This is a genomic window from Corallincola luteus (genome assembly GCF_004336975.1).
In the GTDB taxonomy this organism is placed as follows: domain Bacteria; phylum Pseudomonadota; class Gammaproteobacteria; order Enterobacterales; family Neiellaceae; genus Corallincola; species Corallincola holothuriorum.
Window position 1 is genome coordinate 178,887 of record NZ_SJXE01000007.1, and the last position, 20,760, is coordinate 199,646.

Sequence of the window (20,760 nt, forward strand, 5' to 3'; positions counted from 1 at the left end):
TACAAGTGATCGAGAGGTCCGCCTGTTTTGCTATGTATTAACGCTCAATGCGGAGTGGCAAAATGCCAAAGATGAAAAGTAACCGAGGTGCTGCAAAGCGCTTCAAAAAAACTGGCTCCGGCCGTTTTAAACATAAACAGTCTCACCTGCGTCATATCTTGACCAAGAAGAGTACTAAGCGTAAGCGTCAGCTTCGCGCTATGCACTTGGTTGAGAAATGTGATACTAGATCAGTGCAGCGTATGCTGCCATACGCGTAAGGGGAGACTGAACTATGGCACGAGTAAAACGTGGTGTTGTAGCGCGCGCGCGTCACAAGAAGGTATTGGATCAGGCTAAAGGTTATTATGGTGCACGTTCACGTGTTTACCGCGTAGCCTTTCAGGCGATAACCAAAGCAGGTCAATATGCATACCGTGACCGTCGTCAGCGTAAACGTCAGTTCCGTCAGCTGTGGATCGCGCGTATTAACGCGGCCGCTCGTCAGAATGGTCTTTCATACAGCCGTTTCATCAACGGTCTGAAGAAAGCATCTATCGAGATCGATCGTAAGATCCTGGCAGACATCGCTGTATTCGATCAGTCCGGTTTCGCGGTACTGGTAGAAAAGGCAAAAGCGGCTCTGTAATTTCAGAGAAAGCTTTATGAATAAACGGGAAGTGTTTTCACTTCCCGTTTTTTGTGTCTGGAGAAAAGATGCTCGTAGATTCCCACTGCCATCTCGATAAGCTTAAGCTTGATGAGTTCGATGGCGATTTGGCAAAAGTGATAAGTGCGGCAAAAGCACAGAGTGTGGAACACATGCTGTGTGTTGGCATTAGGCTAGAAACATTTCCTGAGATGCTGCGTCAAGTTACCGGTTTCCCTGAAGTATCTGTTTCCTGCGGGGTTCATCCGTTAGATCAGGACTCTATTTGGCAGCAAAGCAAGTTGCTAGAGCTAGCGTCTGATCCAGCTGTGGTTGCCATTGGTGAGACAGGGCTAGATTATTTCTACGCTGCAGAGTCAAAAGAGAAGCAGAAATTAGCGTTTGCTGGGCATCTTGAGGTTGCCAATACGCTTAAGAAGCCGGTGATTATTCATACCCGAGATGCAAAAGAAGATACTTTAGCCATCATGCGAGCCGGTGACGCTGAACAAGTTGGCGGTGTATTGCACTGTTTCACCGAAAGCTGGGAAATGGCGAAAGCTGCCTTGGATATGGGATTCTATATCTCTATTTCGGGGATCGTGACATTTAGAAATGCGTCGGCTCTAAGAGAAGTGGTTAAGCAGGTGCCGTTAGAGCGCTTGTTAGTTGAAACGGACTCTCCATATCTGGCGCCAGTGCCACATCGAGGTCGACAGAATCAACCTGCTTATGTGCGTGATGTGGCGGAATTTGTTGCAGACCTCAAGGGGGTCTCGTTCCAACAATTGGCCTGTGCCACAACTGATAATTTCTATCGCTTATTTAGTCAAATTAATAGAGGCTGATTAGCGTAGTGGGGGAGTTAAACTCCCCCTATGTCAGGCTTAGGCTTCTTCTTCGTATTTCTTTAGTAACGACTCGAGTAACTCCCGGTCATTCCCCTCTTGCAGTTTCATCGCTAATACTTCTATATCTGTCATGATACGATCGCGTTCCCTCACTGCATTTTCTTTCGCCCCCATTGCGTTAGCGAAGCGCTCTTCAGCCTTAGATAGCTGCTCTAGCAACTCGCTGCGTTCTGAATTCAAAGCGTGATAATCGCGTAGCTTGGCACTTAACTGTTTACGCTCATCCTCAAACTCTTCAATGTCGCTACTGAACTTGCTTTCTATGCTCTCTTTGTCAGTGACTAACTTATCGACTTGTTGTTGTGTCGCGGCTAACTTTTTCTGTAATTCGACATTAGAATCTTTATACCCAGCGACCTCTTGTTTTGCTTTCTCATAGGCCGAGCTATGTTTTTCCAAGGCTTGTTGCATTGCTTGCAACTTAGAGCTGAGTTCATTGTTCTCCTGCTGACAGTTTTTGAGTGTCACTAGCTCTTTTTTCAAAGCATCTAAACTGCTATTTGCCTCTGCAAGAGATTGATTACTTTGCTTGAGTTCTATTAGTTCGCTTTCTGTTACTTCCAGTGAACAACGCTGTTGTTCTATCGTGCTTTCATGACTGCGGAGTGACGCTTCTATCTGCGCTGACTTAGTTGCTTCAGCTTCTATTCTCTCTTTATATTCCGCCAGAGATGTTTCTTTCGCTTCTAGTGCTGCGCTCAACGAACTGATTTGCTCTTCCAGATGAGCAGTTTTTTCTTTCAGTGAAGCTTTCTCTATTAAGCTCTTTTCTTCGGTTGAGTGTTTGCTGCTTAACTGTTTTTCCAAGACACTATTTTGTGCCTTTTCCGTCTCTAAGGATTGCTCTAGGGATGCGATTTGGTCATTTGCTTTTTCTATTTCAGATTTTAATGTCGCCAGTTCTGCATCTTGCAGGCCACTCTTACTGTCAACGTCTGTGCTAACTTGCGAAAGCTCTTGCTCTAATTGTACGATCCGATCCTGATCTACTTTTGCTTCAGATTGATGAGACTTTTTCTGTTGCTCTAACTGTTTACAAAGGTGATAGATCTCTGTTTTTGCCGCTTCAAACTGCTTATGGTACTGATCTGCGTGCAGTTTTTCTTTTTCTGCACTTTCTCTGAGCATTTTAGTGTTTAACTGAGACGACTTTAATGTGGCGATCTCGATACGAGCCTTGCCAAGGTTTTTCTGCAGTAACTGCTCAGAACTGACTTTACTCTTCAGTTGCGTTTCCAGAGAAGCGCTGTGCTTACTCAGGGCTTGAAACTGCTTCCGTAATTCAGCGATATCGTCAATATCTGCAACCGCGGCGTCTATTTCCGCTGACGATGTGCTGACGGAGCCTTTAGTTACGGTGGCTAAGGACAATGCTTGCTGCCACAACTTGGCCGTTAAAATATTTAGTTCGGCCGGAAGCTCAGTGACCGTTTTGTCATCGCTGAGCAGCACGTGGGATTTGGCTATTACGTCACTAACAGTGCCGGGTTGAAAACCCGCTTGTTCGTTAATACGGTTTAGCGTTGCAGGCTTGCACTGGCTAAGCGCATTGGACATGACTTCCAGTAAAGAGATTAGTTGGGGATCTTTTTCAGCGTTTTTTTGCTCACTCATGGCCGTTCATCAGTTCCGGTTGGTAAGAATTTGCCATTTATCTCTCTTACATTAACAACCTGTTATCGAGAGTTGGCTAAACAGGTTTCATGTTACTGTTAAAGATAGAAAAAAATTGTGATGTTGTGGGCAGAAAAAATGCTCGGGACTATTCCGGGTCCCGAGCCTAGGGGAATGGCTCTATGGAAGAGCCGTGCGCTAACTAAAAAAACACAAAAGAACTTGGTCAAACTCGTTACTTTGTTGCTTTAGCTAGCTTCAAGTGTAGACATAGATATTTAATGCACCCAAATTTTCACTTCAGCGCATTACTTAAAAGTCAGACCCTGGTCACGTACCAACTCTCTTGGCAGCTTGTTCTTTAAGCGTGATCCCGTCACCCTGGCTAAACCGATCGGTGTGCCGCGATAGGTACAGATGATATCGCCCCGTTTTGCTTGTGAACGATTTTCTATATCCTTGCCCATAAAATAGGCTTCCGCTTCGGGCGGCGATAATTCATGTTTATTTATCGCTGTTGAGCCAAACGCTATAGCAAATTCATGGGAGATACGTAATTCCTTTCTATGTTGTTCACCCACCTTAATACCGAGTCGGTCAAACTTCATTTTAGGGATCATTGGTAACAGAGCATCGGGAAACAGCCATATCTCTCTGTCTCGCTGCCAAAGGCTATGCCCATCTAGGCTGCATTCATATTGGGCTGTGATCTCCGTTTGAATTTCTGCCTGCTGTTTACGACTGGGGCGGTGGAATGGAAATTTTGCCGGCATCTCTCTGGGGGCTAATAGTTTTTTCGGGCATTCTCCATGTTTGCGGAAAGCTGAAACGAAAAAGCCCTCGCTGTCGTAATGGTGTGGCCAGATATGTAAATAGCCTTCTGGGGTCGCAGCTATTTCGGCGCCATCGAAAAGTTCATTTAGTGGGATAACGTCTATTGCATCGCGATAGGTATTAAGTAGATGCTCGCATACCTGCTGATTTTCCTGATGATTAAGGGTGCAGGTAGAGTAGATCAGCGTGCCACCAGGTTTTAGTGCCTTAAAGGCACTCTCCATCAATGCTTTTTGAGTATCACTTAGCTCTACAACGGACTCTTCTGACCAATTCTTAAAAGCATCGGGATCCTTGCGAATGGTGCCTTCACCAGAGCAGGGGGCGTCGAGCAAGATGGCATCAAACATTTGCGGCAAATACTCGCCAAATACGCGGCCGTCATAATGGGTCAGCGCGCCGTTTTTAACGCCACAACGGACGAGGTTGGAATATAGACCTTTGATCCGGCTACCTGAATACTCATTGGCAACAAGTACGCCTTTATTGCTCATGATCGCGGCAAGTTGTGTTGTCTTGGACCCGGGGGCGGCTGCCATATCCAGTACTTGTTCGAATGGGCGTTCGCCGACCGCATAAGCTAACGCCATTGGTGGCAGCATCGAGCTGGCTTCCTGAATGTAGAATTGCCCATTCATATGCTCAGCAACATTGCCAAGTGGCGCTTCGTTGTCGTGATCGATCCAATAGCCATCCCGGCACCAAGGGATCGACTTCATTGTCCAATCATGCCGGTCTGCAATGCTTTGGTCATCATCGTGATTGGTTTTTAGGCGATTAAAGCGGACACTTTTTCGCAACGGCCTTAAAGTTGCTTCCAGAAAGGCTTTCATTTCTTCCGGCGGAAGTATTTCTTTAACTTTTTCAAGGAAATCTGTGGGCAGAGTCGTAGGCGTCTTCACTGGGATATGTCATTCTTTTTAAGCTTAAACAAGATCATACCATAGGCAGATGAGGGCAGCTTGAAATCGATGGTGAGAAATAGGATATGTTGAATGTTTTTTGGCTGGCCATGTTTCTTATCGGTGCTGTGTCGGCGATAGGGCAGTGGCTCATAAAGAATGATAGCCAGGTGTTCTCACGCGTGATCCAGGCCCTATTTGATGCTGCGAGTTTGTCGATGACCATCGGTATCGGTTTAGCGGGCTTGCTCTGTTTCTGGTTGGGTTTAATGAAGGTGGCGGAAGCTAGCGGAGTTATCCGCGGTTTGTCGCGGCTGCTAGCCCCCTTATTTGAAAAATTGATGCCGGAGGTTCCAAGGGGCGACCCTGCGATTGGCGGTGTCACGATGAACCTGGCAGCGAATATGCTCGGTTTAGATAATGCGGCAACGCCATTGGGCATTAAAGCGATGCAGCAGTTGCATGAACTAAACCCGAACAAAAAAGTGGCATCTAACGCGCAAATACTGTTCTTAGTATTGAATACCTCCTCAGTCACCATATTCCCCGTTACCGTGTTTCTCTATCGGGCACAGATGGGCGCTGCAGTTCCTACCGATGTGTTTATCCCTATACTCTTAGCCACCGCTGCATCGACCCTGTCTGGATTAATCGCAGTGGCAGTTGTGCAGAAAATCAATTTGTTTAATACAGTCGTTATTACCTACGCTGCGGCGTTGCTGCTTTTGCTGGGTGCGCCTCTTCTATATCTAATGTCGTTGTCGGCGAATGCAATGGCTAATGGCTCAGCGTTTATTGCCAACTTTACCTTGCTTGGTGTTATCTGTGCGCTGCTATCGACCGCTTGGTACAAGAAGGTCAATGTGTATGAAACCTTTGTTGAGGGGGCGAAAGAGGGGATTGAGCAAGCATTTAAGATAGTCCCTTACTTGGTCGCCATGCTTTGTGCGATCAGCGTGCTAAGGTCATCTGGTGCGTTAGATAGTTTGATCGATGGCATTCGTTACCTCCTTTCTTGGCTTGCTATCGATACGCGATTTGTTGATGCATTACCTACGGGTCTACTTAAACCATTTTCGGGCAGCGGCGCCAGAGCGTTAATGATCGAATCTATGGATACCCATGGCGCGGATAGCTTTGTCGGTCGTCTCAGCTCTGTCATGCAGGGCTCTACTGAGACAACTTTTTACGTACTTGCCGTGTACTTTGGCGCGGTTGGTATTCAGCGTGTTCGGCATGCCGTGACTTGTGGATTGATTGCGGATTTTGCGGGTATGACGGCAGCTATTGGTGTTTGTTATTGGATGTTTGGTTAATGCTTGCTAATCAGTAAGCAAAGATAGTACTGTATAAAAAAACAGTTAAGGGTCAAGTTATGGCTGTCGTAGTAAAATATGTCGTAGTAAGAAATGGTGAGGAAAAGATGACGTTTACCAGCAAGAAGGAAGCCGATGCTTATGATCGTTTGCTTGATATCGCTGATGCAATGTCATCGTACTTGAATGAAAGTGAATTGGGGCTTGGAGATGACCTTTGTGATGCTGTTGGCCATTATTTGGCGATGAACAAAGACACGGTTGTGCAATTACTTAAGAGCGGTAAATTGCCCAGTGCCCCTGAGTCAAAAAAGTAGGTGGTAATGAGTACTGCAATGGATAGAAAGACACTGATACGATATTTGGATGACTTTCTGGTTGTCGATCAATTTAGAGATTATTGTCCTAACGGCTTGCAGGTTGAAGGTTCACCTGTCGTGCAAAATGTTGTTACCGGGGTAACAGCCAGCGCCGCCTTGATTGATAAAGCGATAGCCTTAAAAGCAGATACCTTACTGGTACATCACGGCTATTTTTGGAAGGGCGAATCTCCAGAAATTGTTGGGATCAAAGCGAATCGCATTAGAAAGTTAATCCAGAACAACATTAATCTAGTGGCTTACCATCTACCGCTCGATGCCCATCCTGTTGTTGGCAACAATGCGCAACTCGCAAAGCTGCTTGGTATCGCTCAAACAGAGAGTTCTGATCCGACAAGCGTTCTCGCTACAGGCGCATTTTCGCCGCCAATCAAAAGTGTTGAGCTAGCAGAGCGGCTTAGCCAAACGCTTAACCGAGCACCGTTGCATAGTGCTGTGGTTTATGAGATTAAGAGCGTGGCGTGGTGCACTGGTGGCGGTCAAGACTTTATTGAGCAAGCCGCCGATTTGGGGTGTGATGCGTTTATTTCCGGTGAAGTTTCTGAACGTACTGTTCTTCTTTCGCGAGAGCTAGGTATTGATTTTTTTGCAGCCGGTCATCACGCGACAGAGCGTTACGGCATTAAGGCGTTAGGTGAACACTTGAATGAGAAGTTCGGTCTGGATGTTAGTTTTGTTGATATCGACAATCCTGCATAAGTCGTGATGGCTTAGTGGCCGCCTAGCCATACCCACAAACGCCCCATATATTCGTACCAGGCTTGGCGAGTTTTCCTTATCTGGTCACTATCGGGGCGGTAGTACCACCAATCTCTCGGTTTATCAGGGGTTCCCCGAATATCAGCGGGGACCGGGTAGGGATCTAGTCCCTGGCGTTTAAACAAGTTCACTGCTCTAGGCAAATGGCTGGCCGAAGTGACCAGCGCAAACGGTGCTTGTTTAATAAAGGACGCTGTCGCAATAGCTTCTTCTGATGTGTCCCTCGGTGAAGGTAAGACAACTGCATTCTGGGCCGGAAGTCCTAGGGAAATCGCTACATCCCTCATAACGATAGCGCTGGCGGTATATTCCGCTCCGCCATATCCGGTGAATATCATAATACGGTTAGGTTTTTGATAGAAATGCCGTAGCCCTTCAGTCACTCGTTTAAGCGCGCATTCGTATAATCTTGCTGAAATAACATCAATGGGTAGGCTTTGGTGCCCGCAACCAAGCACAACAATATACTTAGTGTCTTCGGGCAGAGAGAGCACCGCAGGGTACTCTTTTTCAACCGCCGCGATCTGGTAATCACCGGCAGGGGGAATAGAGGTAAAAACGATCAGCAACAACGTGATTGCAAGCAGGCTGGTGACTATTCTATGGCTGCCAGATTTAATCGCCATAATTAGCGCGACCAAACACAGAAGAAAGATAATGGGCAGAGGAGAGATCCAAGCTGCTGCTAATTTTTTTAATATAAACATCTACTATTCTCTCGAATTACCTTATTTTCGTCCCTGAACATCATCTCACTCTCTATCTATCCAAAAGCTTGAGTCTGGCAGTGGGGTGTCGTCACTTAAGAATGGGTTATTTAAATGGATAACTTTTCTATCTTTTAACTGCGCTAGGTGGATCCACTCACCAAAGGCTTCAAAAAAATGCTTCTCAAATGAGCCATTGGTTTTGGCTATTTTTAGTCCTGCGAGCAGGCGTTTTGCAAGAGCGTCATCGCTGCTATTGACGTAAAAATAGCGCGGGAAAGGGTAGTATAAAGCCAAGTGTTGCTCCACTGCCAATCCTGGATGTTGCCCCTTAAACCGTTCTATCTCTTGCCAAGCTTCATTCAAGCCTCTGGGGAAATAATCAACACGCCGCTGCTCGACCATATTGAATAGTTCTTCATATTCCGGATGGCCGATCACCGGGATCTGGTTTGAATACAGTATTTGCATATCTGCCCAGTGCAAACCAAAGCCAGCGATCATGTTGTCTCTGAGTTGGTCGATATTTTCAACTCTACTAAACTTGTCTTGGCTCTCTTGATGGATTAATAAGATCCGATAGCCAAGAAGCCCGCCAAGGACAGGGAACTTCACCGATTGAAACCGTAGTTCTCTTTCTCTGTTTGTGGGCACAAATGCGACATCAACCTTCCCTTGCTCGAGCAAGCGCAAACCTCGAGCTTCATTGACCTTTTGGTTGAAAGCGACCGCTTTTGCTGGCCCATACTGATCGGCAGTATTGTCCAGCGCCATCTGTAGAAGCTCTATATCATAAGAAAACCGTGCATCATCTTGAAAGTAAACTACTTGCTTTACCTTTTCTGCATGCGCATTGATACAGCAAAAAGCTAATAAAACTATCGAAATTTTTGTAAGGCGTGACTGGCTCATATAGTGCCTCGATGACTGACAAAAAGGTTAGGATATATTTTGCTATACCAATATAGTTATAAAGAACTCAGTTAGTTGACTAGATGATCACAAATTAGATTTGGATCGACAGGAAATATTATGACGTTGCACTCACTTACCCAATCTTCCTCGTCCATTACTAGTGGGAATAACGCGGCAGACCACTTCTTTCTGCTTCGACCGTTTGATAATGGGGTAATGACTGCTGAGTTAACCAATCAGACTGGCCGTTATCAGGCCGTAGACAAAGTGGTTATTTATGATTGGCAACATGGCCTGAATGATGATGCGCTCTTATACGGTGAAGGCTTTCAAATGTTATCGCAAACCGGCGGACTGCTTGCTAAGCCTGTTGATATTGGTCGTTGTGATGATGGTAAAACCTATCGGCTGTATGATCCCAATCGAGAACAACGCGTTTACAATCTCTGCGTCCTCAATTCCGGCAACCAATTCATATTGCTTGGCTTTGTTTCTTGTCATCGCTTCGCTGGCTATTTTTCTTTGCGGCAGGGAAGGATCGAGGTCACGCTGGATCTGGAAGGGGTGACGCTTGCGCCCCATGAAACAATCCAGTTAGAAGGCTTTTGCTGCCTTGAGGGGCAATACTTAGATCAGCTGCTATCGCAATTCGGTCAATTGATGCAGGTCGCTCATCCCCGAGCGCTTCCAGAGAAGATCCCTCAAGGGTGGTGCTCATGGTATCACTACTACGAAAATGTCACGGCGGATGACGTTCGAGAAAACTTGGCAGAATTAAAGTCATACCCTGCATTAGAGTTCATTCAAATCGATGATGGCTATCAAGCGTTTATGGGGGATTGGCTGACTCCTTCTGACAAGTTTGACGGTGGCGTTCCTGCGCTGATAAAAGAGATTAAAGCCCAAGGGAAAAAAGCGGGGATCTGGCTGGCGCCATTTATTGCCGAACGCGGATCACGTTTGTTTAAAGAACATCCTGAATGGTTTGTAAAGCACCCCGAAACAGATCAACCGCTAGCGGCAGAAGAGGTTACTTATGGTGGCTGGCGCTGTACGCCGTGGTACATGTTAGACGCGACGCAGTCAGAAGTTATTCAATACCTTAAGCATGTGGTTAGTACAATGAGAAATTCGTGGGGGGTTGACTATTTTAAGCTCGACGCGAACTTTTGGGGGGCCGTTCATGGGGGGAAATTGAGCCGGGAAAACGTGACACGCGTTGAGGCTTATCGTTTGGGCATGCAAGCGATTAATGAGGCTGCCGATGGTGCGTTTATTCTCGGCTGCAATGCACCCATGTGGCCAAGCGTTGGGCTAGTCGACGGTATGCGTGTGTCCGACGATGTTGAGCGGCAGTGGTATCGCTTTAATCAGATACGGCGTGAGACCTTCTATCGTAATTGGTGCCACGGAACATTGTGGCTCAATGATCCTGATTGTTTGGTATTTAGGGATATACCTGGTCAGGTTGCAAACCAGGCAAACTATCGTCTGCATTTAACAACTATCATCGCTAGCGGTGGCATTCTGATGCTCGGTGATAGATTAAACGCGCTTACCACCGAGCAAAAGTCTTTCGTAAAAGCAGTGAGCCGGTTAATTGATCAAGGCTATGGTGCAGCGCAGTTCGTTGGTCTTGATCAGCATGTTGGTGTGGCGAACTGTAGTGGCGGACGCTTAGTCACATTGACCAATGGTGGCGAAGAAGCGCTGACACTATCAATTGCCCTGCAGAGTGAAGAAAGCTGCAACGTCATTGTGGGCGCAGAAGTGAGGCTGGAAAGTGATTGTGTTGTTGTCGTTCTCGACGGCTATGATGGCGCTGTTATTGAATTAACTAAAAGCTGATATCAATACCGACGGCGACATTACTGTCGCCATGGTTAGGAATTGCGCCAGAGCTAAACATCGTTTGAACCGTTACATCTTTATTGATTAGGTAACTGGTGCCAAAGCCGATTGCAAAATCTTTATTCAGTACGCCTGTTTGCTCACCAGCGTAGTAGTGATAGAGCGGGTCATCAGCGCCTATGTTTAGCAAGTCATTTCGTTGCTTGTCATAAAACTGTCCAAAGAGTTCAACTTGATAGCCATCATCGAGATAGGGAATGGCAACCATTGGCAGAGCGACCATTTCATACAGTTTTGAATCTGGGAAGTAGCTCTCCTGGGCCGAAGGTGCGAATTTTGCCTTCTGGTATACGTCACTCAGTGTATTAGTGATTAGCTCATAAGCTGTCGCTGGAAGCGAAAGCGGATCTTGCTTAGAGGTAGGCATCGCTGTTTGCTGATCGTAGGCCGACATAATGAACAAACGTGACCCGTCGAATATTTCGACATCCGCCGCGTTCGCGCTCAAGGAGCAACATGTTGTTAATATCGCTACGATACCTGTCAGGGACTGCTTGACCACTGAGATACACCGATTAATAAACTTTAGACGTGTTAAATGTAAACAAATTTAACAAATCAATCAAAGGGGAATTGATTAAATATTGCTCGGGATCACGAGTGAATTTGTAAGCTACGAAAAACAAAGGGATTTAAATTTTTCTTATGTAAAATATTTTGACACTGAAATTGGTTGAAACGAGGCGCAAGGGGAGTTTGGTGCGTCCTAGTGGATTCGAACCACCGACCTCTACCATGTCAAGGTAGCGCTCTAACCAACTGAGCTAAGGACGCTTTAATGCTGCTGTTTGAAGCGGCTCGTATAGTAGCAAATGAATTTTCCTGCGCAAGCAGTTTTTTTGTTTTGACAACTGTTTGGTGATTTATCAGTCGATGGGAATGCGCCAGCCTCATGTTGCAGATCATAAAGTCTGTTTAAAACTGGTCAGTATTGGTGTGGATCAGTTAGAATTCCTGCCTTTATAACGACATAAACTGGGATCTGCGCGTTCTGCGTATAGTTCGGTAACTATCCATGCATAATCTGGAAGCAATTTCTGCTGAGGCGCTAGAAGCGATCTCAAAAGCAGACGACAACGCAACGCTTGAGACGTTGCGTGTCGAATACCTTGGCAAAAAAGGTAAATTCACTGATCTAATGAAAGGCTTGGGTAAGCTAAGTCCTGAAGAAAAGCCCAAAGCAGGGCAGGCGATCAACCAAGCAAAGCAAGCGATCACGGGAGCAATGAATGCTCGCCGCGAGATGTTAAAAGAGCAAGAGCTGAATATACGACTCGCCAGTGAGTCGATTGATGTCACCTTGCCTGGTCGTCGCGCTTCAACCGGTGGCTTACACCCTGTTAGTCGCACTATTGCTCGTATCGAAAGCTTTTTCGGTGAGTTAGGTTTTCAAGTTAAGCAAGGCCCAGAGATTGAAGATGGCTTTCACAACTTCGATGCATTAAACATCCCTGAGCATCACCCTGCGCGAGCGGATCACGATACCTTCTATTTTAACCCTGACATGATGTTGCGGACGCAAACTTCTGGGGTTCAGATCCGCACCATGGAAGTGGAAAAGCCGCCGCTACGCATTATTTCTCCCGGTAGAGTTTACCGCAACGATTACGACCAAACCCATACACCAATGTTTCACCAGGTTGAAGGTTTGATGGTCGATGAAAATGTCAGCTTTGCTGAGCTAAAAGGTATTCTCCACGATTTTCTTCGCGCCTTTTTTGAAGAGGATCTGGAAGTACGTTTCCGTCCCTCTTTTTTCCCGTTCACTGAACCGTCTGCAGAAGTGGATGTAAAGGGTAAGAACGGCTGGCTCGAAGTCTTAGGTTGCGGCATGGTGCATCCTAACGTCCTTCGCTCCGTAGGTATCGATCCTGAAAAGTATACGGGCTTCGCTTTTGGTATGGGAGTCGAACGACTCACCATGTTGCGCTATGGCGTTAATGACCTTCGCGCATTTTTTGAAAATGATTTGCGCTTTCTTAAGCAGTTCAGCTGATAGCCGAGGAGAACAAGAACAATGAAATTCAGCGAACAGTGGTTGCGCGAATGGGTATCACCAAAATCAAAGAGTGATGAGCTGGCTGAACAGATCACTATGGCCGGCTTAGAAGTGGATGAAATTGTCCCTGTAGCGGGTGAGTTCACCGGTATTGTGATTGGCGAAGTGGTCAGTTGCGCTAAACACCCTGAAGCGGACAAGTTGCAAGTTACCAAAATTGATGTGGGTGACGAGGAGTTACTGGATATCGTATGTGGCGCCGCGAATTGCCGCCAAGGCCTTAAAGTGGCTGTTGCCACCGTGGGTGCGGTATTGCCAGGTAATTTCAAAATCAAGAAAGCGAAACTCCGCGGCCAGCCATCGTTTGGCATGCTTTGTAGTGAAGAAGAGCTGGGCATGGCAGAGAGTGCCGACGGTATTCTTGAACTTCCTCTTGATGCTCCTGTCGGCCAGTCTGTGCGTGATTACCTGCAACTGGATGACTCTGTCATTGACGTCGACTTGACGACCAACCGTGCTGATTGCCTGAGCATTGCTGGCCTGGCACGGGAAGTAGGTGTTCTGAACCAAATCGATGTGCAGGGCCCAGTCAGTAATTCGGTTGAAACCAGCATCACTGATGTTTTCCCTATTTCAGTGTCGGCAACAGAAGCATGTCCACGCTATTTAGGTCAGGTTATAAAGAATGTCGATGTCACCGCATCGACACCTTTGTGGATGGTTGAAAAATTACGTCGTTGTGGCATACGGTCTATCGATCCAATTGTCGATATCACCAATTATGTGCTGTTAGAGCTTGGCCAGCCGATGCATGCCTTTGACTTAGCGAAGTTAGATGCCGCGATCACCGTGCGCATGGCTGAAGCGGGTGAGTCGCTAACATTGCTTGATGGCAATAGTGTTGAGCTACGAGACGATACGCTTGTTATCGCTGACGCGTCAGGTCCTGTGGCAATGGCAGGCATATTCGGTGGCGAGCGCACGGGTGTGAATGCAGACACGCAAGATATTTTACTAGAGTGTGCGTTTTTTAGCCCGCTAGCTATTACCGGTAAAGCGCGAACTTATGGTTTGCACACCGATTCTTCTCATCGATTTGAGCGTGGTGTGGATCCCGAGTTGCAATATCGCGCGATGGCGAGAGCGATTGAGCTAGTTGTCGAAATATGTGGGGGGCAGGTAGGCCCTTTGATTGACCGCACTGAAGCATCTCATTTGCCTACACGAAATACTATTGAGCTGCGTCAGAGTCGTCTGGCTCGATTATTAGGATGTAGCATTCCCAATGAGCAAGTTACTGAGATCTTGCAGCGCTTGGGGATGGCAGTTGAACTGATTGATGGTGGCTGGTCAGCGGTTGCTCCGAGCTTCCGTTTTGATATTGCTATCGAAGAGGATCTCATCGAAGAGATCGCTCGTGTTTATGGCTACAACAACATACCTAATATTGCCCCAGCGGGAAGCTTAGTGATGGGCGAGCATCAGGAAGCTGCGCTGCCTTTAGCAGAGATGAAAAAACTGCTTGTTAGTCGTGACTATCAGGAAGCGATTACATACAGTTTTGTTGATCCTAAGGCGCAAGCAGTGTTGCATCCTGAAGCTGAAGCAATCGTATTGCCGCATCCTATCTCGGTTGATATGTCAGCTATGCGCGTTAGCCTTTGGTCTGGACTCCTACAAGCCGTTAAATATAACCAGAATCGCCAGCAGACACGGGTTCGTATATTTGAAAGCGGTCTTCGCTTTTTGCCAAACGGCGAGAATTTACCGGATCAGCAAGGGATGATCGCTGGCGCTATTACCGGGGGCAAGGTTGATGAGCATTGGGATGATGTGTCATCGAATGTCGACTTCTTCGATTTGAAAGGTGATGTAGAAGCGTTATTGTCGTTAACCTCTGATGCAGAAACATTTAGTTTCAAAAAGGAAGTGAATCCAGCCCTTCATCCAGGGCAATCTGCTCGGATATATCGTGGTGATGTTGCCGTAGGTTGGTGTGGTGCTTTGCATCCGCAAGTTGCGGATAAGCTTGGTATTGATAGCCAAGTTTTCCTGTTTGAGTTGTCATTAAGCAGCGTATTGCAGCGAAAAGTACCTGAAGCTGCGCCTGTTTCACGCTTCCCTGCTAATCGCAGAGATATCGCGATTGTCGTTGAAGAGCAGATAAATGCTGCAGACTTAATAAATGCCTCAAGGAAAGTTGGCGGAAATCAGTTAGTTGGCATAGACTTGTTCGATGTATACAGGGGCAAAGGTATTCCAGACGGACACAAAAGTCTCGCTTTAGCGTTGCGCTTACAAGATAACGAGCGGACGTTAGAGGAAAACGAGATGGCTGCCATCGTGCAACGCGTCGTGGACACCCTGTCCTCAGAATATGGTGCTTGTTTGAGGGACTGATAATGGCGTTGACCAAAGCTGACATCGCTGAACACTTGTTTGAAAAGATTGGTTTGAGCAAACGGGATTCAAAAGAGATGGTCGAATCTTTTTTTGAAGAGATCCGTTCGGCGTTGGAAAGTGGAGAACAGGTAAAGCTGTCTGGTTTTGGCAATTTTGAGTTGCGAGACAAGAATGAGCGACCTGGTCGAAATCCAAAAACTGGCGAAGATATTCCAATTTCTGCACGCAGGGTGGTGACATTTCGCCCGGGGCAAAAGCTCAAAAGCCGTGTTGAAGATGCTATCGACGGTGGTGAATAGTTTTAGATTAGTTAAATTGATGTACTAAAGAAAAGCCACCTTCGGGTGGCTTTTTTGTATCTTTGTTTTGATGACTACTTCTAAAGGGGTGGTTGGTGTAACAAAACTACATTAGGTGCTCATCAAGTGTGATCAACTGCAAATAATTAAATAATTCTTGTAAACTGACTTTGCTTTAGTTACAGTGTGACCAACTTAACACTAAGGCAACGGATTGAGACATGTATATGCGTTATAGCTTCCCTAAAGTTGTGGCACGTCGCATGTTCGTATTGGTGTTAGGCGTTATAGCTTTTCCTTTTGTGTTTAATACGAAAAGGGCTCAGCTGTTTAGTTATCTTCATCGCTACTGGCTCAAAACCAGTGATAAGCCGGTTTGGATGACTCAGTCACAGAGTGTTTTTCGTAAGATTTATTAGCCTTTGAGAAGCAATTGCTTCTATTGAATTTTTGCGCGGGAGTCTTTACTCCCGCTTTTTTTTGTCAAAAATTCAGCTCCGACCAATATTCTCTCACCCTGATCACCTAAAATTAGCCTACCGCGACTGATCCGAACCAGCGTTTCTGCCGTTAACCTTTTGTGTTGTATAAACAAATATGCTGTTGTAGGCGATGTTGATCGGATAAGGGTAGTCAGTTGGCGAAATTAGTTTGGTTCCGAGACGATTTAAGAACGTTGGATAACCCCGCGCTCTTTCATGCCTGTGAAAAGGATGAAGGCCAGGTCTTTGCGATTTACGTTATTTCTCCGACGCAATGGCTGCGTCATCACTGGTCTCCGAGCCGCATCGGATTGATTCGACGTCGTATAGAAGCTTTAACTGCCGAACTTGCCGCCTTAAATATTGGCCTTACTGTGCTGATGGCTGATACCTACAGTGAGATTCCAGAGCTAATTGCCAGCCATTGCCAGGCGAACGATATAGATCATCTATTTATCAATAAAGAGGTCGGCTTTAATGAAGGCAAAAGAGATCGCGAGGTTAAAGCTGCCTTGCAACTGCTAGGTGTCGCTACGGTCGCTTATGATACAAGAGCAATACTGCCTCCAGGGTCGGTATTAACAGGGAAGGGCAAGCCATTCTCCGTGTTTACGCCATTTAAAAAGGCATGGCTGCGCCTTTTCAGTAGTGCCGGGGTTAGCTGTTTTCCTCGACCTAAGGCGAGGCAGTGTCACACCCTGTCGTCTAGCAATAATGAAGCGTCTAGCTGGCCTGAAAATATAAACGTCAATAATAGTCAAACAGTAACTGAAGAGCAGATATTAGGTACCTTGCGCCAGTTTGTTGCTGAGAAAGTTAATGATTATCATGCAGATAGGGATGTGCCAGCCATTGCCGGTACAAGTGCTTTAAGTCCGTTTTTGGCAATAGGAGCTATTTCTGCCAGGCAATGTATTGCCAGATTGCTATATCAGGTCAGCGGTGATATCAGTGCGTTGTCCGAGGGCGAAAATGTTTGGTTAAGCGAACTGGTTTGGCGAGATTTTTATCGTCATTTGATTGAAGCGTACCCGCGATTATCCATGCACCGTTCATTTAAGCCTGCTTACGACTCGCTACAGTGGTGCAATGATGCACAGCTATTTCAACAGTGGTGCGATGGATTAACTGGGTATCCGTTGGTTGATGCAGGGATGCGACAACTTAAACATACCGGTTGGATGCACAACCGGCTAAGAATGGTGGTTGCCAGCTTCCTTACGAAACACTTACTCATCGATTGGCGCTGGGGAGAGCGGTATTTTATGCAGCAGTTGGTCGATGGTGATTTGGCTGCCAATAACGGTGGGTGGCAGTGGGCGGCAAGTACCGGTGCGGATTCCGTGCCTTATTTCAGGATCTTCAACCCACTTCTGCAGGCAAAACGTTTCGATCCGGACGGCAGTTTCATTCGTAAGTGGGTGCCAGAACTTAAATCGTTAGCCGTACCGGAGATCTTTGAACCGCACAAAAAGGGTAGAAACCTTTTGGCAGGAGATTACCCCATGCCTGTGGTTATTCATGCGGAAGCCCGTCAACGAGCGCTGGCGTTCTATAAAGGAATCAATGATGCAACCTTACCTTAAACGTTTCGAAACGCTGTTTACTAACCTTACTGTTGATAGTTTGGCTCAGTTGGATTCAATCTATACAGAAGAGGTTGTGTTTAAGGATCCCGCTCATACTGTTGAGGGGTTAGATGCTTTAACTGCGTACTTTTCAGGTTTATGTAATGACCTCACTCACTGTCGCTTTGAGATCTTCGAAAGAGCCTTCAACGACAACGTCTGCTTCTTGCAGTGGCAGATGTCATTTTCTCATCCGAAATTGCAGCAGGGAAAAGAGATTCTCGTGCCTGGCTGCAGTGTCCTTAAGTTTAACGACAATGGGATTTATCAGCATACCGATTTCTTTGATATGGGAACGATGCTTTACGAGCAGGTGCCGCTATTGGGTGGTGTAGTTAACTTCCTCAAGCGACGTTTGGCTGCATGAGGATCCTGATAACAGGCGCTACCTCGGGTATCGGGCGGCAGCTTGCGCTAGATTACGCAGGGCTTGGTTACGATGTTATTGCATGGGGCAGAAATATAGACGCGCTCAAGCAACTTGAAGGGGCACGCATAAGGACCCAGAGTGTTGACCTATTGGAAAGCGACCAGGTAGTAGATGCTGTTGAAGCGATGGCGGAAACAGGTTTACCGTCGTTAGTTATTATGGCGGCGGGTGGTTGTGAGTATATTAATGACGGCAAGTTAGACACTGCGCTATTTATGCGGATGTGGCAGGTTAACTTCCAAAGCCAGGTTGATTTACTGGCTTTGCTAGCCCCGCATTTAGCCGAAGTTACAGACGCCCAAGTCTATATTGTTGGGTCATCTGCGCGTCTGTTTCCGTTCCCCCGTGCGGAAGCTTATGGCGCTACCAAGGCTGCGCTAAATTATTTTGCTCGTTCATTACGTGTTGACTGGCTAAAAATGGATATTAGCGTCGGCCTGATTGAGCCGGGCTTTGTTGATACGCCGCTTACCCGTAGGAATGATTTTTCGATGCCGCTCCTAATGCCAGTAGAAGAAGCCTGTCGTCGGATCCAACGCGGGATCGCTAATCGTAAGCCATTAATCACTTTTCCTAGACGGCTGATCTGGTTTTTGCGACTGCTCGCCTGTCTACCCGAGTCTTGGCAGTTAGTAGTACAAAAAAGGTTAATTAAAGTATGAAGCGTATAGCTATCATTGGCGCCGGAATTTCAGGCTTAGTTACGGCGAAACTGCTTTCGCGAAAGCATGATGTCACCCTGTTTGAGAAGAACCACTACATTGGTGGCCACACGCATACTGTTGATGTGGAGGTGGGTGGTAAAAGCTACGCGGTAGATACAGGCTTTATCGTATTCAATGACCGTACTTATCCCAACTTTATCCGTTTGCTTGATCAATTAGGGGTTAAGTATAAGCCCACAGAAATGAGCTTCAGCGTCAGTAATAGGCAGTCTGGCCTTGAGTATAACGGCCATGACCTAAATACGCTGTTTGCTCAACGTAAGAACCTGTTTAGCCCAAAGTTTTATCGATTAATTAGCGAGATACTCCGTTTCAACAAGCTATGTAAGGCACAATCTCAATCCAGTTTGGGTCATGATTGCCTTGGTGATTTCCTTTCTAAGCATCAGTTCAGCGACTTCTTTCAGCAGCATTACATTCTACCTATGGGGGCAGCGATTTGGTCGACCAGCATAGAAGGGATGAAAGCATTTCCGTTGACCTTTTTCCTGCGTTTCTTCCTAAATCACGGTTTGCTGGATATTAAAGATCGTCCCCAATGGTATGTCGTTGGAGGGGGATCGCGCAGCTATGTCGAACCACTCGTTCGGCAAATAGATGGTGATATCCAACTGAATGCGCAAATCTCATCGGTGCAGCGTTTGGAATCCGCCGTCATCGTGAGATTTGCTGACGGCAGTGAGCAACAGTTTGATGAGGTGGTTTTTTGCTGCCATTCAGATGAAGCCCTATCTCTTCTCGCTGATGCCGACGCGAATGAGCAGGAAATACTTTCTGCGCTTGCTTATGCTGATAACGAGGTGGTTTTACATACTGATCAGTCATTGCTTCCGCTGGAAAAGCGCGCATGGGCGAGTTGGAATTACCTGATGGATGGCGTAGATACCGAGTTACCGCAGCTCACCTACAATATGAATATCTTGCAGGGGATAAAGTCGGACGAAACCTTCTGTGTCACGCTTAACGCCACGACAAAGATCGACGCCAGCAAGGTACTAAGAAAATTCACCTATGCTCATCCACAATATACGGTCGCTGCGGCTAATGCCCAAACCATGTGGGGGCAAATTAGTGGTTGGCGGCGTAGCCACTTTTGTGGCGCGTACTGGTTTAATGGTTTCCATGAAGATGGCGTGAATAGTGCTTTAAGGGTCGCAGAAGCATTTGGGGAAACACTATGATAGGTGAGGGGTTATATCACGGTTGGGTTGCGCACACTCGCTTTGCGCCCAAGCGCCACAGCTTCAGATACTATCTGATGATGCTTTATCTAGATTTGGATAACGAAGGGAAGTGGCCAGCCCTGCGGCCTTGGTTGGGTGAGCGTCGGTTTAGTGTGGCGAAATTTTGCGCTGATAGGCACCTTTCCCACCGGTCAGAGTCACGGCTGAAGCAGCGTGTGCAAAGTGAAGTTAATGCGTTAGGCGGCGAAGGAACACTAGATAAAGTTTTTGCACTGTGCCATCCGGCGTACTTTGGTTTTCATTTTAGCCCGATTAATCTGTATTACTGCTACCGCGGTGAAGCGCTCGTTTATATCTTAGCTGAGGTCAGCAATACACCTTGGAACGAACGGCATAGATATCTGATTGACGCAGATAATCCTTCGTCAGCGGAAAAAGCATTCCACGTATCGCCGTTTATGGAGATGGATCAACGATACGAGTGGGCCATTGCAGAGCCAACAGCAACACTTGGTTTTGGGGTGAAGAATCTGCAAAGTGACACAGTGATGTTTAATGCCAACATGCAGCTTAAGCACCAACCGTTAACCCGAACTAATCTAAAACGTATCTTCCTACGTATACCGCTGATAACGTTCAAAATCGTCTTTGCTATCTATTGGCAAGCATTGAAGATTTGGCTTAAAGGTGTGCCTTTTATAGGTCACCCATCTGGAAAAGAGGTGCATTGATG

Annotated in this window: 21 protein-coding genes and 1 tRNA gene; 16 read left to right on the forward strand and 6 right to left on the reverse strand. The window is 46.6% G+C overall.

All coding sequences use genetic code 11. The features are described 5' to 3' along the window. Nucleotides 1-62 precede the first annotated feature (62 nt). From rpmI to EZV61_RS14235, 3 genes are all read left to right on the forward strand, one after another. A complete protein-coding gene (rpmI, locus tag EZV61_RS14225) occupies nucleotides 63-260 on the forward strand; it encodes a 50S ribosomal protein L35 (RefSeq protein ID WP_114336517.1) in 198 nt (65 codons plus the stop codon). A gap of 14 nt (nucleotides 261-274) precedes the next feature. Beyond that, nucleotides 275-628, forward strand: coding sequence for a 50S ribosomal protein L20 (rplT, locus tag EZV61_RS14230; protein ID WP_114336518.1), 354 nt, complete (start codon nucleotides 275-277; stop codon nucleotides 626-628). Nucleotides 629-696: 68 nt separating this feature from the next. Next, entirely contained in the window at nucleotides 697-1,476 is a 780-nt protein-coding gene (locus tag EZV61_RS14235) for a TatD family hydrolase (RefSeq protein ID WP_131416398.1), read from the forward strand. Nucleotides 1,477-1,515: 39 nt separating this feature from the next. Here EZV61_RS14235 and EZV61_RS14240 read toward each other — a convergent pair whose 3' ends face one another. Both EZV61_RS14240 and rsmF read right to left on the reverse strand, forming a co-directional pair. Then, entirely contained in the window at nucleotides 1,516-3,153 is a 1,638-nt protein-coding gene (locus tag EZV61_RS14240; RefSeq protein WP_131416400.1) for a hypothetical protein, read from the reverse strand. A gap of 308 nt (nucleotides 3,154-3,461) precedes the next feature. Further along, entirely contained in the window at nucleotides 3,462-4,889 is a 1,428-nt protein-coding gene (rsmF, locus tag EZV61_RS14245; protein ID WP_131416402.1) for a 16S rRNA (cytosine(1407)-C(5))-methyltransferase RsmF, read from the reverse strand. 86 nt (nucleotides 4,890-4,975) lie between these two features. Between rsmF and EZV61_RS14250 the strand changes: the two genes are divergently transcribed. The 3 genes from EZV61_RS14250 to EZV61_RS14260 are packed head-to-tail and all read left to right on the forward strand — an operon-like array spanning nucleotide 4,976 to nucleotide 7,284. Beyond that, nucleotides 4,976-6,205, forward strand: a complete 1,230-nt coding sequence (locus EZV61_RS14250; RefSeq protein WP_131416404.1) for a nucleoside recognition domain-containing protein — start codon at nucleotides 4,976-4,978, stop codon at nucleotides 6,203-6,205. 59 nt (nucleotides 6,206-6,264) lie between these two features. Further along, nucleotides 6,265-6,522, forward strand: coding sequence for a YebG family protein (locus tag EZV61_RS14255; protein WP_114336523.1), 258 nt, complete (start codon nucleotides 6,265-6,267; stop codon nucleotides 6,520-6,522). A 6-nt stretch (nucleotides 6,523-6,528) separates the two neighbouring features. Further along, nucleotides 6,529-7,284: a Nif3-like dinuclear metal center hexameric protein gene (locus tag EZV61_RS14260; RefSeq protein WP_276320500.1), complete on the forward strand. Its 756-nt coding sequence runs from the start codon at nucleotides 6,529-6,531 to the stop codon at nucleotides 7,282-7,284. Between the two features lie 11 nt (nucleotides 7,285-7,295). Here EZV61_RS14260 and EZV61_RS14265 read toward each other — a convergent pair whose 3' ends face one another. Continuing rightward, a complete protein-coding gene (locus EZV61_RS14265; RefSeq protein WP_131416406.1) occupies nucleotides 7,296-8,051 on the reverse strand; it encodes an ElyC/SanA/YdcF family protein in 756 nt (251 codons plus the stop codon). Nucleotides 8,052-8,096: 45 nt separating this feature from the next. Next, nucleotides 8,097-8,825 carry a type 2 periplasmic-binding domain-containing protein gene (locus EZV61_RS14270; RefSeq protein WP_131416408.1) on the reverse strand — a complete coding sequence of 243 codons (729 nt, stop codon included), beginning with the start codon at nucleotides 8,823-8,825 and terminating at the stop codon, nucleotides 8,097-8,099. 258 nt (nucleotides 8,826-9,083) lie between these two features. Between EZV61_RS14270 and EZV61_RS14275 the strand changes: the two genes are divergently transcribed. Next, complete coding sequence (locus tag EZV61_RS14275) at nucleotides 9,084-10,814, forward strand: glycoside hydrolase family 36 protein (RefSeq protein WP_131416410.1); 1,731 nt, start codon at nucleotides 9,084-9,086, stop codon at nucleotides 10,812-10,814. On the opposite strand, the gene EZV61_RS14280 is transcribed toward EZV61_RS14275, so the two are convergent. Continuing rightward, nucleotides 10,804-11,325, reverse strand: coding sequence for a hypothetical protein (locus EZV61_RS14280; RefSeq protein ID WP_131416412.1), 522 nt, complete (start codon nucleotides 11,323-11,325; stop codon nucleotides 10,804-10,806). The genes EZV61_RS14275 and EZV61_RS14280 overlap by 11 nt on opposite strands. Before the next feature lie 249 nt (nucleotides 11,326-11,574). After that, nucleotides 11,575-11,651 (reverse strand) — tRNA-Val (locus tag EZV61_RS14285). 241 nt (nucleotides 11,652-11,892) lie between these two features. Between EZV61_RS14285 and pheS the strand changes: the two genes are divergently transcribed. The 9 genes from pheS to EZV61_RS14330 all read left to right on the forward strand — a co-directional run bounded on the left by pheS (nucleotide 11,893) and on the right by EZV61_RS14330 (nucleotide 20,758). Then, nucleotides 11,893-12,873, forward strand: a complete 981-nt coding sequence (pheS, locus tag EZV61_RS14290) for a phenylalanine--tRNA ligase subunit alpha (RefSeq protein WP_114336529.1) — start codon at nucleotides 11,893-11,895, stop codon at nucleotides 12,871-12,873. Between the two features lie 21 nt (nucleotides 12,874-12,894). Next, complete coding sequence (gene pheT, locus EZV61_RS14295) at nucleotides 12,895-15,276, forward strand: phenylalanine--tRNA ligase subunit beta (protein ID WP_131416414.1); 2,382 nt, start codon at nucleotides 12,895-12,897, stop codon at nucleotides 15,274-15,276. Between the two features lie 2 nt (nucleotides 15,277-15,278). Then, nucleotides 15,279-15,578, forward strand: a complete 300-nt coding sequence (ihfA, locus tag EZV61_RS14300) for an integration host factor subunit alpha (protein WP_114336531.1) — start codon at nucleotides 15,279-15,281, stop codon at nucleotides 15,576-15,578. A gap of 227 nt (nucleotides 15,579-15,805) precedes the next feature. After that, nucleotides 15,806-15,997: a DUF2517 family protein gene (locus tag EZV61_RS14305; protein ID WP_267896987.1), complete on the forward strand. Its 192-nt coding sequence runs from the start codon at nucleotides 15,806-15,808 to the stop codon at nucleotides 15,995-15,997. 218 nt (nucleotides 15,998-16,215) lie between these two features. Continuing rightward, nucleotides 16,216-17,646: a deoxyribodipyrimidine photo-lyase gene (gene phrB / locus EZV61_RS14310; protein WP_131416416.1), complete on the forward strand. Its 1,431-nt coding sequence runs from the start codon at nucleotides 16,216-16,218 to the stop codon at nucleotides 17,644-17,646. Beyond that, complete coding sequence (locus EZV61_RS14315) at nucleotides 17,630-18,055, forward strand: nuclear transport factor 2 family protein (protein WP_165419233.1); 426 nt, start codon at nucleotides 17,630-17,632, stop codon at nucleotides 18,053-18,055. The genes phrB and EZV61_RS14315 overlap by 17 nt, the downstream gene beginning before the upstream one ends. Next, entirely contained in the window at nucleotides 18,052-18,780 is a 729-nt protein-coding gene (locus EZV61_RS14320; protein WP_131416420.1) for an SDR family NAD(P)-dependent oxidoreductase, read from the forward strand. Before EZV61_RS14315 ends, EZV61_RS14320 begins: the two co-directional genes overlap by 4 nt. Further along, nucleotides 18,777-20,024: an NAD(P)/FAD-dependent oxidoreductase gene (locus tag EZV61_RS14325; RefSeq protein ID WP_130565645.1), complete on the forward strand. Its 1,248-nt coding sequence runs from the start codon at nucleotides 18,777-18,779 to the stop codon at nucleotides 20,022-20,024. Before EZV61_RS14320 ends, EZV61_RS14325 begins: the two co-directional genes overlap by 4 nt. Then, nucleotides 20,021-20,758 (forward strand): DUF1365 domain-containing protein, encoded by a 738-nt coding sequence (locus EZV61_RS14330; RefSeq protein ID WP_130565644.1) that lies wholly within the window; start codon nucleotides 20,021-20,023, stop codon nucleotides 20,756-20,758. Before EZV61_RS14325 ends, EZV61_RS14330 begins: the two co-directional genes overlap by 4 nt. Nucleotides 20,759-20,760 lie beyond the last annotated feature (2 nt).

What these genes read in the sequence shown, in the direction of transcription:
- rpmI (WP_114336517.1), top strand. Translation starts at nt 63, where the DNA reads ATGCCAAAGATGAAAAGTAACCGAGGTGCTGCAAAGCGCTTCAAAAAA.
- rplT (WP_114336518.1), top strand. Translation starts at nt 275, where the DNA reads ATGGCACGAGTAAAACGTGGTGTTGTAGCGCGCGCGCGTCACAAGAAG.
- EZV61_RS14235 (WP_131416398.1), top strand. Translation starts at nt 697, where the DNA reads ATGCTCGTAGATTCCCACTGCCATCTCGATAAGCTTAAGCTTGATGAG.
- EZV61_RS14240 (WP_131416400.1), bottom strand. Translation starts at nt 3,153, where the DNA reads ATGAGTGAGCAAAAAAACGCTGAAAAAGATCCCCAACTAATCTCTTTA.
- EZV61_RS14250 (WP_131416404.1), top strand. Translation starts at nt 4,976, where the DNA reads ATGTTGAATGTTTTTTGGCTGGCCATGTTTCTTATCGGTGCTGTGTCG.
- EZV61_RS14255 (WP_114336523.1), top strand. Translation starts at nt 6,265, where the DNA reads ATGGCTGTCGTAGTAAAATATGTCGTAGTAAGAAATGGTGAGGAAAAG.
- EZV61_RS14260 (WP_276320500.1), top strand. Translation starts at nt 6,529, where the DNA reads ATGAGTACTGCAATGGATAGAAAGACACTGATACGATATTTGGATGAC.
- EZV61_RS14265 (WP_131416406.1), bottom strand. Translation starts at nt 8,051, where the DNA reads ATGTTTATATTAAAAAAATTAGCAGCAGCTTGGATCTCTCCTCTGCCC.
- EZV61_RS14270 (WP_131416408.1), bottom strand. Translation starts at nt 8,825, where the DNA reads ATGGCGCTGGACAATACTGCCGATCAGTATGGGCCAGCAAAAGCGGTC.
- EZV61_RS14275 (WP_131416410.1), top strand. Translation starts at nt 9,084, where the DNA reads ATGACGTTGCACTCACTTACCCAATCTTCCTCGTCCATTACTAGTGGG.
- pheS (WP_114336529.1), top strand. Translation starts at nt 11,893, where the DNA reads ATGCATAATCTGGAAGCAATTTCTGCTGAGGCGCTAGAAGCGATCTCA.
- pheT (WP_131416414.1), top strand. Translation starts at nt 12,895, where the DNA reads ATGAAATTCAGCGAACAGTGGTTGCGCGAATGGGTATCACCAAAATCA.
- ihfA (WP_114336531.1), top strand. Translation starts at nt 15,279, where the DNA reads ATGGCGTTGACCAAAGCTGACATCGCTGAACACTTGTTTGAAAAGATT.
- EZV61_RS14305 (WP_267896987.1), top strand. Translation starts at nt 15,806, where the DNA reads ATGCGTTATAGCTTCCCTAAAGTTGTGGCACGTCGCATGTTCGTATTG.
- EZV61_RS14315 (WP_165419233.1), top strand. Translation starts at nt 17,630, where the DNA reads ATGCAACCTTACCTTAAACGTTTCGAAACGCTGTTTACTAACCTTACT.
- EZV61_RS14320 (WP_131416420.1), top strand. Translation starts at nt 18,052, where the DNA reads ATGAGGATCCTGATAACAGGCGCTACCTCGGGTATCGGGCGGCAGCTT.
- EZV61_RS14325 (WP_130565645.1), top strand. Translation starts at nt 18,777, where the DNA reads ATGAAGCGTATAGCTATCATTGGCGCCGGAATTTCAGGCTTAGTTACG.
- EZV61_RS14330 (WP_130565644.1), top strand. Translation starts at nt 20,021, where the DNA reads ATGATAGGTGAGGGGTTATATCACGGTTGGGTTGCGCACACTCGCTTT.